Source organism: Streptomyces axinellae (genome assembly GCF_039532135.1).
In the GTDB taxonomy this organism is placed as follows: domain Bacteria; phylum Actinomycetota; class Actinomycetes; order Streptomycetales; family Streptomycetaceae; genus Streptomyces; species Streptomyces axinellae.
On the sequence record NZ_BAAARJ010000013.1, the window covers coordinates 20,638 to 36,079 of the forward strand.

Sequence of the window (15,442 nt, forward strand, 5' to 3'; positions counted from 1 at the left end):
GGGCCGCCGCCCGCCTTCCCGGGGCGGCGGCCCCTCCGTACGTTCCGCCGGTCCGCGCCGCCGGCGGCGGGTCAGTCGAACCAGCGGGCTCGGGACAGCTCCGCCGCGCGGGTGGGGTCCTCCAGGAGGGCGGCCACCTCGAAGCGGCGGGACCAGCGGCCGGCCGCCCAGGCCAGCGCGGCGGCGACGCCCTCCAAGGTGGCGGCGTGCGGCGTGCCGTCCGGGGTGTGGCGCCAGTCCAGCTGCACGCCATCGACCAGCAGCTCGTCGTGTTCGCGGTAGCTCACCGGCACGCCCGGCAGCAACTCCCGTACGGCGGCGGGTACTTCGCGCTCCGTGCCGTCCCCGGCGACCCGGCCGGGGACGGCCTCGCTCAGCGCGGGCACCTCCAGCAGCGCGGCCAGCTCGGCGGCGGCCCCGGGCCGCACCGGCAGCAGCGCACGCCCGGCGGCCAGCGGCACGAGGTCGGGCGCGTCGGCCACCACGGCCTCCCCCGCGTCGACCACGGCCGTCCCCCCGCCCCGCACCGCGCGCAGCGCGTCGGGCAAGGTGACCTCGGCCGGATCCAGACCGGCCGAGGCCAGCAGCGAGTAGAGCCCGTGCAATTGGGCGGGCGTCACCTCCAGCGCGGGGTCCGCGAGCCGCCCCAGCAGTTCGGCGGGGCCGCCCGGCTCCTCCAGCAGCGCGGCGGCCGAGGTGCGCACGCCCAGTGCCCGCAGCACCTGCGCGTCCCGCACCTCGCCCGCGTCGGCTTCCTCGTACAGCCCGCGCAGCAGGGAGTCCTCGCCCGCCCCCGGCCCCGGTCCCAGCCCCGCGGAGACCCGCAGCCCGGCGGGGCGGCGGCCGTCCAGCACGGGGTGGCCGCGCAGCCACCAGGCGGTGTAGGGGCGTACGTCGGTGGTGGAGCCGTCGGCGAGGCGGACGCGCACCGGCACGGTCAGCGCGTCCCGCAGCGGGGGCCGGGCGAGCATCGCCAGCGCCTCGGGCCAGCAGTCGTCGTCCACCAGGTCGAGGTCGCGGACGGCGACGATCTCGGCGGCGACCGGCGGCAGTCCGCCCCCGCCGGGGCCGCCGAACCCCTCGTTCAGGTCGAGTTGGTCGATCTGGTCGAGGACGTCCTCGCACCACACGTCCACGGCGTCCAGCAGCCCGGGGTCGTCGGGCGCGGGGAAGTCCCCGTCGGCGGGCTCCAGTTCGTCCGGGTCGAGCACCACGTCGGTGGCGCGGACCAGCGCGAAGGCGGCCTGCACGCCGACGGCCGTCAGCGGCTGCTCGCCCCACCGCTGGGCCAGCTCCGCGTCGCAGGCGGCCAGCTCGCCCTCGCGCAGCACGCGCGCGAACGGGCTGTCGGGGTACACGAGTTCGGCGGCGGGCGCCAGCTCGCCGTCCTCATCGGGCAGCGCGAGCGCGCCGAGCCAGGGCTCGTCCCCGGGGGCCAGCCCGGCGTCCCGGACGAGGCCGAGGACGGTGTCGGCCAGCTCCTCGGGATCGGGCAGCCCCGCACCCTGCCCGGCCGTCTCGTCCTCCCAGGCGTCCTCCGCCTCCAGGGAAGCGGCGACGGCCGCGCGCACCTGCGCGGTGGTGAGCACGGCGCGGGGCGTGGCGGAGGTGGCGCCCAGCTTCTCCAGGAGCGGGTGCACGGCCTCGGCGTGCGCGACCTTCAGCCCGAAGCGGGCCAGCGTCCCGGCCGCCGCCGAGCTGTCCGGGAGCGGCAGCAGCACATGGCGCGGGCCCACCGCCGTGCGCCCGTCCACCAGCGGCACCGGAAGCCCCGACAGCCGCTCCGGATCGACCCCGGTGAGCGAGTCGTAGAGCCGCCGCCACCAGCCGGGGTCGCGCTCCACCCCGGCGAGCCGGTCGATGGCCTCGCCCAGCGGCACCCGGGCGACCTCCAGCACCCGCAGCTCGGCCCGGCGCTCCAGCCCGGCGGGCAGCAGACCGGGGAACAGTTCGGCCAGCACGGCGACCGTCTCCGCGCCCGCGCCCTCGATCAGCTCCGCGTCGCGCGGGCGCAGCGCGTAGGGCCCCGCCGGCTCGTCCTCCGCCGCCCCGGTTCCGCCGGACGCGGCAGCGCTTCCGTCCGGCACCGCGTCCGGCACCGCGTCCAGCGCCTCGTCCGGGAAGCCACCGCTGTGCGCCGTCGTGGCGCTCGCCAGGAACGGCGTCTCCGGGAGCCGCTTGAGCACCAGCGCACGCAACTCCCCGTCCAGCTCGCCCTTTCCGAGCGGGCCGGGCACCAGGCCGATCGTCCCGGTCGTCACGGGGCGCCAGTCGCGCAGGAGCGCGGCGTAGGCGTCGGCGGCACGATCGAGCAGAAAGCCGGTGAGCGGCCCCGGCGCGACGTGCCGCCGGGTGGGCTCCAGCGGGAAGGAGGCCAGCAACAGCGCCGGGAAGCCGAGGGGTTCGTCGGTGGGCGTCGGCGCGTGCACACAGGGCGCCGTACGCGGCTGGACGGGCGCGCCCCGCTCATCGACGGGCACCGCCCAGGTGACCGACCACGCGGGCCGCGCGCGCTCCTCGACCGGACGGTCGGCCAGCAGCGCGGGCTCGGCGACCCCGCTGTCGGACGAGAGCCGCCACCGGGTCACGCTCACCGCTTCGCCGGCCCTGTCCTCGATGCGGACGTGGCCGCCCTCACCGGGGCCCGCCACGTGCCGGGTGAGGGTGCGCGCCGGGCCGTCCCCGGTCTCGATGACGACCTCGGCCAGGCCGGGGAGGGCCAGCAGCAGCCCGTCGTCAACGGCGTCCAGCAGTTCGCGGGTCAGTGCGCGGGCCGCCTCGTCGCGCAGGGGCAGCAGGACGGCGGTGTCGTAGCCGGCTGGCACGGACGGGGCGGACGGGGCGGACGGGAGGGGCAACGGCAGCCGCAGCAGCGGCACATGGCCCTCGCGGCGCTCCAGCTCGCGCGCCAGCTCGGGGTTGCGGTCGGATGCCTGCCGGGTCAGCTCCCGTGCCTCGGCCAGCGACCAGCGCACCCCGTCGCCCGTACGGGCGACGACGGCGGGCTCGTCGGTGACGGCCAGCACCGCCGAGAAGCCGACGCCGAAACGGCCCACCGAGGCGCCGCCCGGGCCCCCGGCGCCCCTGGCATCTCCGGGCTCCTCGCGCTTGGCGGAGGCCCGCAGCGTGGACAGCGACTCGACACCGGCCGCATCCAGCGCCTCACCGGTGTTGGCGGCACTCAGCGTGCCGTCGGCTCCTAGCGCGAGCCGGAGCCTGCCGGGCACCCCGGCGCGGGCCGCCGCGTCCGAGGCGTTCTGCGCCAGCTCGACCACCAGGCGGTCGCGATAGCCCCCCAGCGCGAGGTCCTGCTCGGCGTTGGCGTCCTCGCGGAAGCGCGCCGCGGAGGCCGCCCACCCGTCCAGCACGCCCTGTCGCAGCCGTTCGGTCCCGAAAGCGTCCCTCACGTCACCGGCTCCTTCACCACGAGTCCCGTCCCGACACCCCACGGGAGCCCGAGTCCCCCGCCGGCGCGGAGACACGCCTGGTCGGTCGGTACGGCGGTGGCCCCGCGGCCAGGAGAGGCTACGTCACCCGCAAGCGGAGCCTTCGCGCGCGCCCGCCCCCGCGCGCGGGCGCCCGGCCGCGCCCGGGGCGGCCCGTCCGCGCGGCAGCGGTCTACGCCTCCGCGTCCCCGCTCGCCGGGTCCGCGCCGTCCCCGCTCGCCTCCGGGTCCACGGCCGCCTCCGGGTCCACGGCCGCCTCCGGTGGCGGGTCCGTGAGGGTGAAGGGGTCGGAGAGGGTCTCGTCGATCACATGCGGCGGCGGCTGGGGCGGGCGCGGCATGACGGCGGCCTCCGAGTGGCCCCCGCAGCCGTAGGCGAGGGAGACCACATGCCCGTCGGCCGGGCTGAACTCGTTGGCGCAGATCCCGAACGCCTGCCGCAGCGAACCCGCGACCGGCACCAGAAAACCGCAGCTCACACAGCTCGCCGGCGCGGACTGGGCCATCGGCGTCTGCGGCCCGTAGGACTCCTCCCAGCGGTCGGCCGCCTCATGCAGACCGATCCGCGACAAGACCCGCTTGCGCCCCATACCCGGCTCTTCGGCGACGGCGCCGATCCCCACCCGCTCGGCACCGGGCGCCAGCGGCTCCTCGTCGGCCACCGGAGAGTTGGGCGGCGGCACGTCCTCGCCCAGGAAGCCCGGCTCCAGGCGCGGGTCCTCGGCCTCGGTCGGCAGCAGGTCGCCAGGGCCCAGGTCGCCGGGGCGCAGCCGCTCGCTCCACGGCACCCACTCGGGGCCCAGCAGCGCGTCCTTGCCGGGCAGCAGCACCGACTCATCGACGGTGACCTTCTTGGCCCGGGAGGCGCGGGCGACCGTGACGGCCCAGCGCCAGCCCCGGTACCCGGGCATGCGGGCCTCGAAGTAGTGGGTGACGACGCGGTCCTCGTCGGCGACGGCCTCGATCCACTCGCCGACCGTGTCCGGCTCCGGTTCAGCGGCCTCCCTGGCCGCCTCCCTGGCCGGCTCGACAGCCTCGGCGCACAGCTTGTCGGGGGCGCGGCGGCTCCGCCCGCCCTGGGGGGACCTCCCAGCCGAAGGCTGGGGGAGGGTCGCACTCCGCGTCGCGGCACTCATGCAGCACTCACAAGAATCGTCTCTCCTACGCCGTCGCGCCGTTATCGGCATGCGCTGCCCGAACGGCCACGGAAGGAGGGGCGGGGTCGGGGACGGAGCGGGACCGGGGGGCCGCTGCGACGTCCGCGCCCGCGCTCAAAGGGGCCGTGCGGTGCGCACCGTTCACCCACGCTACCCCACGGGGTCCGCGAAGGAATCCGCAGCCAGCCGCAACGGCGCTCGCGCCACCGGCCTGTGGCCCGGCTTCTGGGGCACACTGAACGGCGTGGCTGCCGACATGCCCGGGAACCCCACCGGGCTCCGCCGTGTCGCACGCGCCCTGGGCCGCCCACCGGCCGCCGTCGCGCGCCGCATCCGCCGCGCCACCCACGCGGAGGGCGCGGGCGAGTCGGGCCTCGGCAAGCTCATCGAACTGCACGCCGTCAACTCGGCGGGCGACATGCTCATCACGGTGGCGCTCGCCTCCACGGTCTTCTTCTCCGTCCCCACGGGCGAGGCGCGGGGCCGCGTCGCGCTGTACCTCGCGGTGACGATGGCGCCCTTCGCGATCCTCGCGCCCGTGATCGGCCCGCTCCTCGACCGCGTACCGCACGGCCGCCGCGCGGCGATGGCGGCGGCGATGCTGGCCCGCGCGCTGCTCGCACTGGCGATGGCGACCGCCGTGGCCACCGGCGGACTGGGGCTGTACCCGGCGGCGCTGGGCGTACTGGTGTCCTCCAAGGCGTACGGCGTGGTGCGCTCGGCCGTCGTACCGAGGCTGCTGCCGCCGCGCATCTCGCTCGTGAAGGCCAACTCCCGGGTGACCCTCGCCGGGCTGCTGGCCACCGGGGCGGCGGCGCCGGCCGCCGCCGGACTGCACGCGCTGGGCGCCAAGTGGCCGCTGTACGGCGCGTTCGCCCTGTTCATCGCCGGCACCTTCCTCTCCTTCTCCCTCGACCACAAGGTGGACTCCGCGAAGGGGGAGCGCCCCGCGCACCTCGTGAAGGAGGCCCGCCGAGGAGACCGCACCCGCGGCTGGGCTCGGGGCGCGGCTCGCGGCGGGACCCGCGACCGGACCCGCCGGGACCGCCGCGAGGACCGCCCCGGCCCGCGGGACCGCCGAAGCCGCCCGGACCGCCGGAGCCGCCCGGACCGCCGGGAGGGTGCGCGGCGGCGGCCGGGGCTGCGGACCGTCGGCTCCTCCGTGCTCAGCGCCCTGTTCGCGAACTCCGCGCTGCGCGCCCTCTCGGGATTCCTCACCTTCTTCCTGGCCTTCCTGCTGCGCGAGCACCCGCTGGGCGGACTGTCGGCCGCCGTCTCCCTCGGCCTGGCGGGCGTGGCGGCAGGCGGCGGCAACGCGCTGGGCACCGCACTCGGCGCCTGGCTGCGCGCCCGGGGGCCCGAACTGATCATCATCTGCGTTCTGTTGTGCGCGCTCGCCGTCACCGTCGTGGCCGCCGTCCTCTACGGCACGGTCGCCGTGACCGCCGTCGCCGCCACGGCGGGCATCGTGCAGGCCCTCGGCAAACTGTCCCTGGACGCCCTCATCCAGCGCGACATGCCCGAAGAGGTCCGCACCTCCGCCTTCGCCCGCTCGGAGACGCTGATGCAGATGTCCTGGGTGGTGGGCGGCGCCATCGGCATCGCCCTCCCCCTCACCGGCCGCCTGGGCATGGCCACGGCGGCCGGACTGGTGGCCGCCGGAGTGCTCACCTCCGTACGAGGGCTGCTCACCGCCGCCCGCCGCGGCACGCCGCACCCCCGCGTCGCCTGATCGGAACAGCCCGGTAGCCTGCCCGCATGAGCAAGCTGACGCGGCGGAGCCGCATGTCGTCACAGCCGCGGCGGGGCGTGCGCACCGCCACCGCCCTCGGTGCCGCCTCGCTCGGCCTGGTCGCCCTCTCGGCGTGCGACCAGCCGACCCCCATGGTGACCGCGACGGTCGGCAGCGACTCGGTGGCAAGCGAGGCCGCCTGCTACGACGACGGCAAGGCCCTCCCGCAGGACGAGGTGCGCAAGTGCCTCAGCAAAAAGGCCGACAAGACGGTCTCCGTCAGCACCGGTGACAAGCTCCGCCTCGGAGTGGACCCGAAGACGGCCGACTCCGGCTGGATCGTCCTCATCGACGGCAAGCCCGCCCTGCCCGGCGCGGTCAAGAAGACCTACTACTCCTTCCCCGGCGAGGCGTTCTTCCAGAGCCAGTCGGCACAGGGCCAGCCGGCCGCACCCAAGAAGAGCGTCCAGCTCAGCGTGGTCGAAACCTCCGGCGGCGACTTCAAGGGCATCTGGCACTTCACCCTGAAGAACACCACGGACGACTGACCCCGACGGGCCCCAGGAGGCTGTTTTCCCGCCCCCGAGGGGCGAGACGCCCCTGTCTTTTCCCACCGCGGACGGCTCGCAGCCGGGGGCGGCCCCAAGAAGCCCCAGCGGGCGACGCCGCCCCTCCCCGCCGCGACGGCCAGACGCCCAACGCCGCTGACCGGCGGTGCCGAACCGGCCTCGGCCGTCGCACCTGCCGCCGAGCCCGGCCCGCCGTAGCGCGCCGCCGCTGCGGCGGAAAGAGGGGCGCCGCACTCCACCCGGCACCACGCGGGCCCGAAGGCAGCAGCCAGGCAGCAGCGTCGGCGCGAGCCGACAACCGTCACGGCAGCGTCGGCGCAAGACGACAACCGTCACGGCAGCGTCGGCGCAAGACGACAACCGTCACGGCAGCGTCGGCGCAAGACGACAACCGTCACGGCAGCGTCGGCGCAAGACGACAACCATGGCGGCGGGCACCGGCGCACGGGCCGACAAGGGCGGGGACAGCATCGGCGCGAGCCGACAACCGTGGGGGTGGCATCGAGGCGCGAGCCGACATCGCGGAGAATGTCCACCGGAGGTGGTGCGCGTGCGGGGAACAGCCGAGCGACTGCGACACCGCGTGCTCGTGGCCGTGGCGGTGGCCGCCGAGCGGGAGGCCGTCGAGCGGACCGCACCCTGGGCCGACGTCACAGCCGTGGGCGTGGGTCCCGGCGCGGCCGGTGCCGGTACCGCGACCGCCTTGGTGACGGCCGCGTACGAGGGCCGGCCCTATGGTCTGGTCGTCTCGGCCGGAATCGGCGGCGGCTTCGCGGCCGGTGGCGTCGAGGTCGGCGACACCGTGATCGCCGACCGCATCGTGGCGGCCGACCTGGGCGCGCAGACCCCGGCGGGGTTCGCGTCCGTCGCCGAACTGGGCTTCGGCACCGCCGCGTACCAGCCCCCGCCCGACCTCGTACAGGCCGCCGCCGAGGCCGCCGGGGCGCGCTCGGGCCCCGTGCTGACCGTCTCCACGACCACCGGCACCCGAGAGCACGCCGCGCTCTTGCTGGAGCGGCATCCGGATGCCCTCGCGGAGGCGATGGAGGGCTTCGGTGTCGCGGAGGCCGCCGCCGCGCACGGGGTGCCCGTCATGGAGATCCGTACGGTCTCCAACGCTGTCGGGCCCCGCGACCGCGCGGCCTGGCGCATCCCGGAGGCGCTCGCCGCGCTCTCGACCGTCTTCGGCAAGCTCTCCCCCGCCGCACTCCTCCCGTAAGCGACACGCAGTAAGCGAGCAGGAAGCCGCAGCCACCATGGATACAGATACAGACACAGACACGGCCACAGGCGCGGAGACAAGCGCGGGCACAGACGCCGGTCGCCTCTCCGTCGCCTTCTCGCCGTGCCCGAACGACACGTTCACCTTCGACGCGTGGGCACACGGGCGGGTGCCCGGCGCGGCGGCGCCCGAGGTGATGTTCGCGGACATCGACGTCACCAACGGGATGGCCGAGCGCGGCGAGTTGGACGTACTGAAGGTGTCGTACGCCGTTCTCCCGTGGGTGCTGGAGGAGTACGCGCTGCTCCCCTGCGGCGGCGCCCTGGGCCGTGGCTGCGGTCCACTGGTGCTCACGCGCGAGGCCGGTGAGGCGAAGGCGCTGAGCGGGAAGCGCGTCGCGGTGCCGAGCGAGCGCTCGACCGCGTATCTGCTCTTCCGGCTGTGGGCCGCCGCCGAGGTGCCCGGCGGGGTCGGCGAGATCGTCGTGCTGCCGTTCCACGAGATCATGCCCGCGGTACGCGACGGCGAGGTCGATGCCGGGCTCGTCATCCACGAGGCCCGCTTCACCTACCAGAACTACGGCCTGCACAACCTCGCCGACATGGGCGAGCACTGGGAGTCCACCACAGGGCTGCCCATCCCGCTGGGCGCGATCATCGCCAAGCGCTCGCTGGGCGCGGAGACGCTGCGCGAGCTGGCCTCGACGATCAGCACGTCGGTGCGGATGGCCTGGCAGGACCCCGAGGTCTCACGGCCCTACGTGCTGGCACACGCGCAGGAGATGGACCCGGCGGTGGCCGAGCAGCACATCGGGCTGTACGTCAACGAGTTCACCGAGCAGCTGGGCGAGGACGGCTACGCGGCGGTGCGCGGGCTGCTGGAGCGCGCGGCGGCCGAGGGGCTCGTACCGCCGCTCGGCCCGGATGCGCTCACCTTCCCCTGACGGATTGCCGCTCCCCTGACGGATTGCCGCTCCCCTGACGGATTGCCGCTCCCCTGACGGATTCCCGGATTCCGTCGGCCCCCCGGCCCCGCCCCGGGCCCCTGGCCCCTGGCCCCTGGAAACACAGGAGCCGGGGGCCAGGGGCCCGGGGGCGCTCAGACGTCGAGCTGGTCGGCGACGGCGCGGAGCATGCCGGCGATCTTGCGGCCGTGCTGCTTGTCGGGGTAGCGCCCGCGCTCCAGCGACTGGGAGACGCCGTCAAGCAGCGTCGTCAGATCCTGCACGATCGAGGCCAGCTCGTCGGGCTTGCGGCGCTGGGCCGCGGCCACGGACGGGGCCGGATCCAGCAGCGTCACCGAAAGCGCCTGGTCACCCCGCTGTCCGGCGACCACGCCGAACTCCACGCGCTGGCCCGGCTTCAGCGCTTCCACGCCGTCCGGGAGCACTGACGAGTGCACGAAGACGTCGCCGCCGTCGTCGCGGGAGAGAAAGCCGAAGCCCTTCTCGCTGTTGAACCACTTGACCTTGCCGGTAGGCACGTCTGTCCTCGTCCTCGTACTCGTCCGGATGCACGGATGCACCGGGCTGCGGCTGCTGGGAAACGGATCTGCTGTGCTGGGGCGAGGGTGCCTGCGATGGCCCCCCAACCCCCCTGAAGAGCAGTCGAGCGGGCCGAAAGACCCGCTGCCGACAAGGTTAATGGCCCCCGCCCTGGTGACAAGGTGCCACCGAGTGGGTTCTTGGGCGCCCTCCGGTGCCACTGGGAGATCGCCCGCAGGGCGACCTACCCTGGGCGGGTGAACACTGAAACTCCCTCCGCCGGTGATCTTCTCGTACGAATCGGCGGAATCGTCTTCCTGGTCGGGGCGGTGGCCACGCTCGTCACCGTCGCGCCGCTCTTCCTGGGCACCACGCCGTTCCCGGCGCCCGCCTACTTCGTCTGCATGCTGATGGGCGCCGGTTTCGCGCTGGCCGCCGCGGGGGTCGTCCGTACGGCCAGGGCCCAGCGGCGGGCCGCCGCCGGGAGCGTGTGAGCGGGGCTACGCGGGGGTGAACTCCCGCAGCCAGCGCGGGAAGGCCGTCAGGTCGGGCAGGACGAGGTCGGCGCCCGCCTCGGTCAGCTCGGCTGCCGAGCACGGCCCCGTGGCGACGGCGACGGAGACCACCCCCGCCATCCGCGCGCCCCGCACATCCCCCACGTGGTCGCCGACGTAGGCGGCGGCGCGGTGCGCGAGCAGGGCCTCCGCTTTGCCCTCGGCCCACAGTTCGCCGATGAGCCGGTACGGCTCCAGGCCCAGGTGGTCCAGGTGCAATTGGGCGCTGGCCTGGTGCTTGGCGGTGACGACGAGGGCGCGCCCGCCCGCCGCGCGGACGGCGTCGAGGGCCTCGCGCGCGCCCGCCAGCGCAGGGGTCGGCTCGATGGCGTAGTGGGGGTAGAGCGAGCGGTAGCGCGCGGCGGCCTCCGGTATGTCCTGCTCGGCGAACCAGTACGACAGCTCGTGGTGGAGCGGCGGGCCGAGGCGGGAGACGGCCAGGTCCGCGTCGATGCGCACGCCGGTCTCGGCGGACAGCCGGCGCCAGGTGGCGTGGATGCCGGGGCGGGAGTCGATCAGCGTCATGTCGAGGTCGAAGCCGATGGTCACCGGCGCGGCGGACTCCCCGGGGGAGGCCGTGGGGGATGCCCCGGGGGAGGCCATGGGGGACGAAGCATGCGAAACCATACCGAGCATTGTGCCTTGCCCTACGCCTTACACTTAGGTCCGCCTAACCTGCCGTACATACCGAGGAACGCGATGCCCGCCGCCGTGCCCACCACCAGTCCCGCCGGGGCGCCACCCGGCGGTGGCGGCACGCGGGCCGCCGGGCCGGCTCCGCGCCGGGCCCTGCTCGCGCGCCGTCTCGCCTGGGTGCTGGCCGGGGTGGCCGCGCTGGCGGTGGCCGCGCTGCTGAGCCTGGCGCTGGGCAGCCGTGCCATCACGCCGGACCAGGTGTGGCACGTACTGCTGCACGGCGGCGACAGCAAGGCCGCCGACGTCATCCGCACGATGCGGGTGCCGCGCACGCTCGTCGGCATCATGGTCGGGGCCGCGCTCGGCCTCGCCGGAACCGTCATGCAGGGCATCACCCGCAACCCCATCGCCGAGCCCGGCATCCTCGGCATCAGCCAGGGCGCCGCGCTCGGCGTCGTGTGCGCCATCGCGTTCGCCGGGATCCATTCGCTCGGCGGCTATGTGTGGTTCGCCTTCGCGGGCGCGGGCCTCGCGGCGCTCGGCGTGTACGCGGTGGCCGCGCGCGGACGCGGCGGCGCCACCCCGGTCAAGCTGGCGCTGGCGGGAGCCGCCGTCAACGCGCTGCTGGTCGCCGTCGTCTCCGGGATCCTGACGACACGGGCCGCCGCGATGGATGAGTTCCGCTTCTGGCAGGTCGGCTCCCTCGCGGACCGCGACGCCGAGATCGCCGGGCAGATCTGGCCGTTCCTGCTGGTCGGCGTGGTGCTCGTGCTCGCGGTCGCGCGCGGCCTCGACGCGCTGGCGCTGGGCGAGGACGTGGCGAAGGGGCTGGGCCAGCGGGTCGGGCGGGTGCGGATCCTCGCCGGACTCGGCGCCACCGTGCTGACCGGTGCCGGGGTGGCGGCGGCCGGACCCATCGCCTTTGTGGGGCTGGCCGTTCCGCATATCGCCCGCGCGCTCGTGGGCGGCGCCCACCGCTGGCTGCTGCCGATGGCCGCGCTGCTGGGACCCGTCGTCCTGCTGGTCTCCGATGTCGTGGGCCGTCTGGTGATGCCGCCGGGCGAGGTGCCCGCCGGGGTGATGACCGCGCTGATCGGGGTGCCGTTCCTGGTGACCCTCGTACGCCGGAAGGCGGTGGCGGCGTGAGGAGGCCCTTGCCCGATGACGGGGCGCCCGCGGGTGTCCCCGCGCGTGTCCCCGCGCCGCGAACCGGCGCCGGAGCCCGGCCCACCGGATCCCGGCCCGGATCCCGGCCTTCCGGGTACGCGGTGCTGCGGGCGCGCGGGAGTTCGTGGCTCGTGCACCGGCGGGCCGCCGTGGTGGCCGCCGCCTTGGCCGTGGTCCTGTTCGCCGCCGTCGTCGCGAACCTGACGCTGGGCGAGACGAGCGTCGCGCCCGCCGAGGTCGTCAAAGTCCTCCTCGGGCAGCCCTCGCCCGACGAACTGGTCGTCGGCACGCTGCGGATGCCCCGCATGGTCGTCGGGCTGATGGTGGGCGCCGCGCTCGGGGTGGCGGGCGGCCTGATCCAGACCGTCGCCCGCAACCCGCTGGCCAGCCCCGAGATCATCGGCGTCACGCACGGCGCCTCGGCGCTGACGGTCGGCGCGATGACCTACGGCGTCACCTCCGCCGCCGTGCTGCCTTGTCTGTCGGTCGGCGGCGGCCTGCTGGCGGCGGCGCTCGTCTACGTGTTCGCGTGGCGGGGCGGGCTCCAGGCCGCCCGCTTCGTGCTGATCGGCATCGGCTTCTCCGTGGCGCTGCGCTCGGTCACCCAGCTCTTCTTGACGAAGGGCGACTATCTGGTGGCCCAGCAGGCGAAGGTGTGGATGACCGGCTCCCTCAACGGGCGCGGCTGGGACCAGGCCGGGCCGCTGGCCGTAGCGCTGCTGGTGATGCTGCCGTTCGTGGTGTGGGCGGCGCGGGCCCAGCGCAATGTGACGCTGGATGACGACACCGCCACCGCGCTCGGCGTCCGGCTGGGCCGGGACCGGCTGCTGCTGGTGATCACCGGGGTGGTGCTGGCGTCGGTGGCCACGGGCGCGGCCGGGCCGGTGGACTTCGTCGCGCTGCTGGCGCCGCAGATCGCGCGCCGCCTCACGCGCACCGCGCAGATCCCGCTGCTGTCCTCGGCGCTGCTGGGCGCGTTCGTCGTCACCCTGGGGGACCTGCTGGCGCGCAAGCTGTTCGCGCCCACGGAGTTGCCGGTGGGTGTGCTGACGGCGGCGGTCGGCGCGCCCTATCTGATCTGGCTGATCGCACGGACGGGCGGCGGGCGTACTTCCGCCGGGCGGAGGCGCGGGCGGGCGGGCCAGGTGTGGGGAGGCGGCCGGGGTGGCGGCCGGGGCAGCCGCCGCGTGCCTTTGGGCCGTACCGATCGAGGCCGTACCGGCAGTAGCAGCCGTAGCAGTACCGGCAGTACCGGCAGTACCGGCAGTACCGGCAGTACCGGCAGTACCGACCGCAGTCGCAGTGGAGCCGCGCAGTGAGCACATCCGAGACGCCCCGCCGCACGGAGGCTCCCGCAGAGGCGATCGGCGCCGGGCGGCTCGCCGCGCGCGGGCTGACGCTCGCCTACGAGGACCGCACCGTCGTCGAGAGCCTGGATCTGGACATCCCCGACGGGCAGGTCACCGTCGTCGTCGGCCCGAACGCGTGCGGCAAGTCCACGACGCTGCGGGCGCTGGGCCGGCTGCTCAAGCCGCGTGCCGGGGCCGTGCTGCTGGACGGCGAGGAGCTGACGCGGCTGCCCACCCGGCGGATCGCCCAGTCGATCGGGCTGCTGCCGCAGTCGCCCGTGGCGCCCGAGGCGATCACCGTCTCCGACCTGGTCTCCAGGGGCCGCCAGCCGCACCAGCGGTGGTGGCAGCAGTGGTCGGGGGAGGACGAGCGGGCCGTCACGGACGCCATGGAGCGCACGGATGTGACCGCGCTCGGCGACCGTCTCGTCGATGAACTCTCGGGCGGCCAGCGGCAGCGGGTGTGGATCGCGATGGCCCTGGCGCAGGAGACGGACCTGCTGCTGCTGGACGAGCCGACGACCTACCTGGACATCGCCCACCAGGTGGAGGTGCTGGACCTGGTACGGCAGCTCGCGGCGCCGACGGCACGGGGGTCGCGGGGCCGCACGGTGGTGATGGTCCTGCACGACCTCAACCAGGCGGCGCGCTACGCCGATCACCTCGTCGCCATGAAGGAGGGCCGCCTGGTGTCGCAGGGCGCGCCCGGCGACATCGTGACGGCGGAGCTGGTGCGGGAGGTCTTCGGGCTGGAGTCGGTGGTCGTGCCCTGCCCTGTGACGGGCGACCCGCTGGTGGTGCCCGGCGCACCCTGGCAGCCGGGCGCCGAAGGCGACGGTGACACCCGTACCGATGCCGACGCGGCCCAGGTGCCCACGGCCCGTGCTTCCGTGGGCAAGGGCAGGGTGTAGACAGGGCCGGACCGGATGAAGGCGGGCGGCCGGATGACGCGACAGGGGGACCGGATGAAGCGGCGGAACACGAAGGTGACCGGCAGAACGGCCGGGGGCGCGGCCGTCGTTCTCGTCTCGGCGCTCGCGCTGTCCGCGTGCGGCACCGGCGAGGGTCCGGGGTCGGGGTCCGGGTCCGGGTCCGGTTCCGGGTCGGGCAAGGGCGGGGGCGCGACGCACACCGTCGAGACCGTCAACGGCCCCGTGCGGGTACCTGACGAGCCCCGGCGCGTCGTCACCCTCGACACCGCCGAACTGGACTCGGCGGTCACCCTCGGCGTCGAACCGGTCGGCGCGACGACGGCGCTCCCCGGCAAGCCGTTCCTCGGCTACCTTCCCAAGGGCAAGCTCAAGGGCGTCGAGAGCGTCGGCGTCGTCGCCCAGCCCGACCTGGAGAAGATCGCCGCGCTCAAGCCGGATCTGATCCTCACCAACAAGGACCGCGACGCGGACCGTTACGACGAGCTGTCCAAGATCGCCCCGACGGTGATGACGAAGACGACCGGCTACCCCTGGAAGGAGAACTTCCGGACGCACGCGGACGCGCTCGGCCGGAAACCGGAGGCGCGGAAGGTCCTCGCGGATTACGCCGCACACACGAAGAAGGTCACCGAGGCGCTCGGCGGGGAGAAGAAGGCCAGAGCGCTGCGGACCAGCGTCATCCGCTTCACCCAGGGCGCCGATACCCGGATATACGGCGAGAAGGCGTACATCGGGACCATCCTGAACGATGTGAAACTCGGCCGCCCGGCCGTCGTCAAGCAGGCGAAGCTGTTCGGCGGACTGGCCTTGGAGGTGAGTCCCGAACAGGTGGACAAGGGTGACGCGGACGCCGTCTTCTACACCACCTTCGGGGACCCGGGGAAATCCGGCCAGGAGAAGGCCGTCAAGAGCGCGCTGTGGAAGAACATGCGGGCGGTCAAGGCCGGGAGAGCCTTTCCCGTCGCGGACGAGCTGTGGATCCAGGGCATCGGCTACACGGCGGCGGACAAGATCCTGGACGAGTTGCGGGCGGATCTGACGAAGTGACCATGGCGGCAGCGGCGGGGCCGGGGCCGCCATCGGCGCCCGGGCGGAAATTCGTCACCTGTTAAACCGGTGACGGTTTTGCGGTGCACTGCCGGGGAGGGCGCGGGGGCGGCGGCGGTGATGTGGCAGCACCCCGTGGGGTGGCTCCA

At 74.9% G+C, this 15,442-nt stretch carries 12 protein-coding genes and 1 pseudogene; 9 read left to right on the forward strand and 4 right to left on the reverse strand.

Annotated features, from left to right (window positions below; genetic code table 11):
- Positions 1-71: 71 nt before the first annotated feature.
- Both ABD339_RS19935 and ABD339_RS19940 read right to left on the reverse strand, forming a co-directional pair.
- Positions 72-3,407 carry a sacsin N-terminal ATP-binding-like domain-containing protein gene (locus ABD339_RS19935; protein ID WP_344567753.1) on the reverse strand — a complete coding sequence of 1,112 codons (3,336 nt, stop codon included), beginning with the start codon at positions 3,405-3,407 and terminating at the stop codon, positions 72-74.
- A gap of 211 nt (positions 3,408-3,618) precedes the next feature.
- Positions 3,619-4,581 carry a DUF3027 domain-containing protein gene (locus ABD339_RS19940; RefSeq protein WP_344567754.1) on the reverse strand — a complete coding sequence of 321 codons (963 nt, stop codon included), beginning with the start codon at positions 4,579-4,581 and terminating at the stop codon, positions 3,619-3,621.
- Positions 4,582-4,858: 277 nt separating this feature from the next.
- Here ABD339_RS19940 and ABD339_RS19945 point away from each other — a divergent pair, with 277 nt between their 5' ends.
- The 4 genes from ABD339_RS19945 (at position 4,859) to ABD339_RS19960 (ending at position 9,068) form a co-directional block, all read left to right on the forward strand.
- Positions 4,859-6,334: an MFS transporter gene (locus tag ABD339_RS19945; RefSeq protein WP_344567927.1), complete on the forward strand. Its 1,476-nt coding sequence runs from the start codon at positions 4,859-4,861 to the stop codon at positions 6,332-6,334.
- A gap of 26 nt (positions 6,335-6,360) precedes the next feature.
- Entirely contained in the window at positions 6,361-6,882 is a 522-nt protein-coding gene (locus ABD339_RS19950) for a DUF2771 domain-containing protein (protein ID WP_344567755.1), read from the forward strand.
- Between the two features lie 571 nt (positions 6,883-7,453).
- Positions 7,454-8,122 (forward strand): futalosine hydrolase, encoded by a 669-nt coding sequence (locus ABD339_RS19955; RefSeq protein WP_344567756.1) that lies wholly within the window; start codon positions 7,454-7,456, stop codon positions 8,120-8,122.
- A gap of 37 nt (positions 8,123-8,159) precedes the next feature.
- On the forward strand, positions 8,160-9,068 hold the full coding sequence (locus ABD339_RS19960) for a 1,4-dihydroxy-6-naphtoate synthase (protein ID WP_344567757.1): 909 nt from the start codon (positions 8,160-8,162) through the stop codon (positions 9,066-9,068).
- 155 nt (positions 9,069-9,223) lie between these two features.
- Here the strand turns inward: ABD339_RS19960 and ABD339_RS19965 are convergent, their stop codons facing one another.
- Positions 9,224-9,607, reverse strand: a complete 384-nt coding sequence (locus ABD339_RS19965) for a cold-shock protein (protein ID WP_019357479.1) — start codon at positions 9,605-9,607, stop codon at positions 9,224-9,226.
- A 258-nt stretch (positions 9,608-9,865) separates the two neighbouring features.
- Here ABD339_RS19965 and ABD339_RS19970 point away from each other — a divergent pair, with 258 nt between their 5' ends.
- Entirely contained in the window at positions 9,866-10,102 is a 237-nt protein-coding gene (locus tag ABD339_RS19970) for a hypothetical protein (protein ID WP_344567758.1), read from the forward strand.
- Between the two features lie 6 nt (positions 10,103-10,108).
- Here ABD339_RS19970 and ABD339_RS19975 read toward each other — a convergent pair whose 3' ends face one another.
- Positions 10,109-10,798, reverse strand: a complete 690-nt coding sequence (locus tag ABD339_RS19975) for an HAD family hydrolase (RefSeq protein WP_425576037.1) — start codon at positions 10,796-10,798, stop codon at positions 10,109-10,111.
- Between the two features lie 63 nt (positions 10,799-10,861).
- On the opposite strand from ABD339_RS19975, the gene ABD339_RS19980 reads away from it, so the two are divergent.
- The 4 genes and pseudogenes from ABD339_RS19980 (at position 10,862) to ABD339_RS19995 (ending at position 15,293) form a co-directional block, all read left to right on the forward strand.
- Positions 10,862-11,944 carry a FecCD family ABC transporter permease gene (locus tag ABD339_RS19980; RefSeq protein WP_344567759.1) on the forward strand — a complete coding sequence of 361 codons (1,083 nt, stop codon included), beginning with the start codon at positions 10,862-10,864 and terminating at the stop codon, positions 11,942-11,944.
- A 122-nt stretch (positions 11,945-12,066) separates the two neighbouring features.
- Positions 12,067-13,077: pseudogene (locus ABD339_RS19985) on the forward strand (FecCD family ABC transporter permease); the annotation flags it as partial.
- A 203-nt stretch (positions 13,078-13,280) separates the two neighbouring features.
- On the forward strand, positions 13,281-14,225 hold the full coding sequence (locus ABD339_RS19990) for an ABC transporter ATP-binding protein (RefSeq protein ID WP_344567760.1): 945 nt from the start codon (positions 13,281-13,283) through the stop codon (positions 14,223-14,225).
- Between the two features lie 33 nt (positions 14,226-14,258).
- Positions 14,259-15,293, forward strand: coding sequence for an ABC transporter substrate-binding protein (locus ABD339_RS19995; protein WP_425576038.1), 1,035 nt, complete (start codon positions 14,259-14,261; stop codon positions 15,291-15,293).
- Positions 15,294-15,442: the final 149 nt, after the last annotated feature.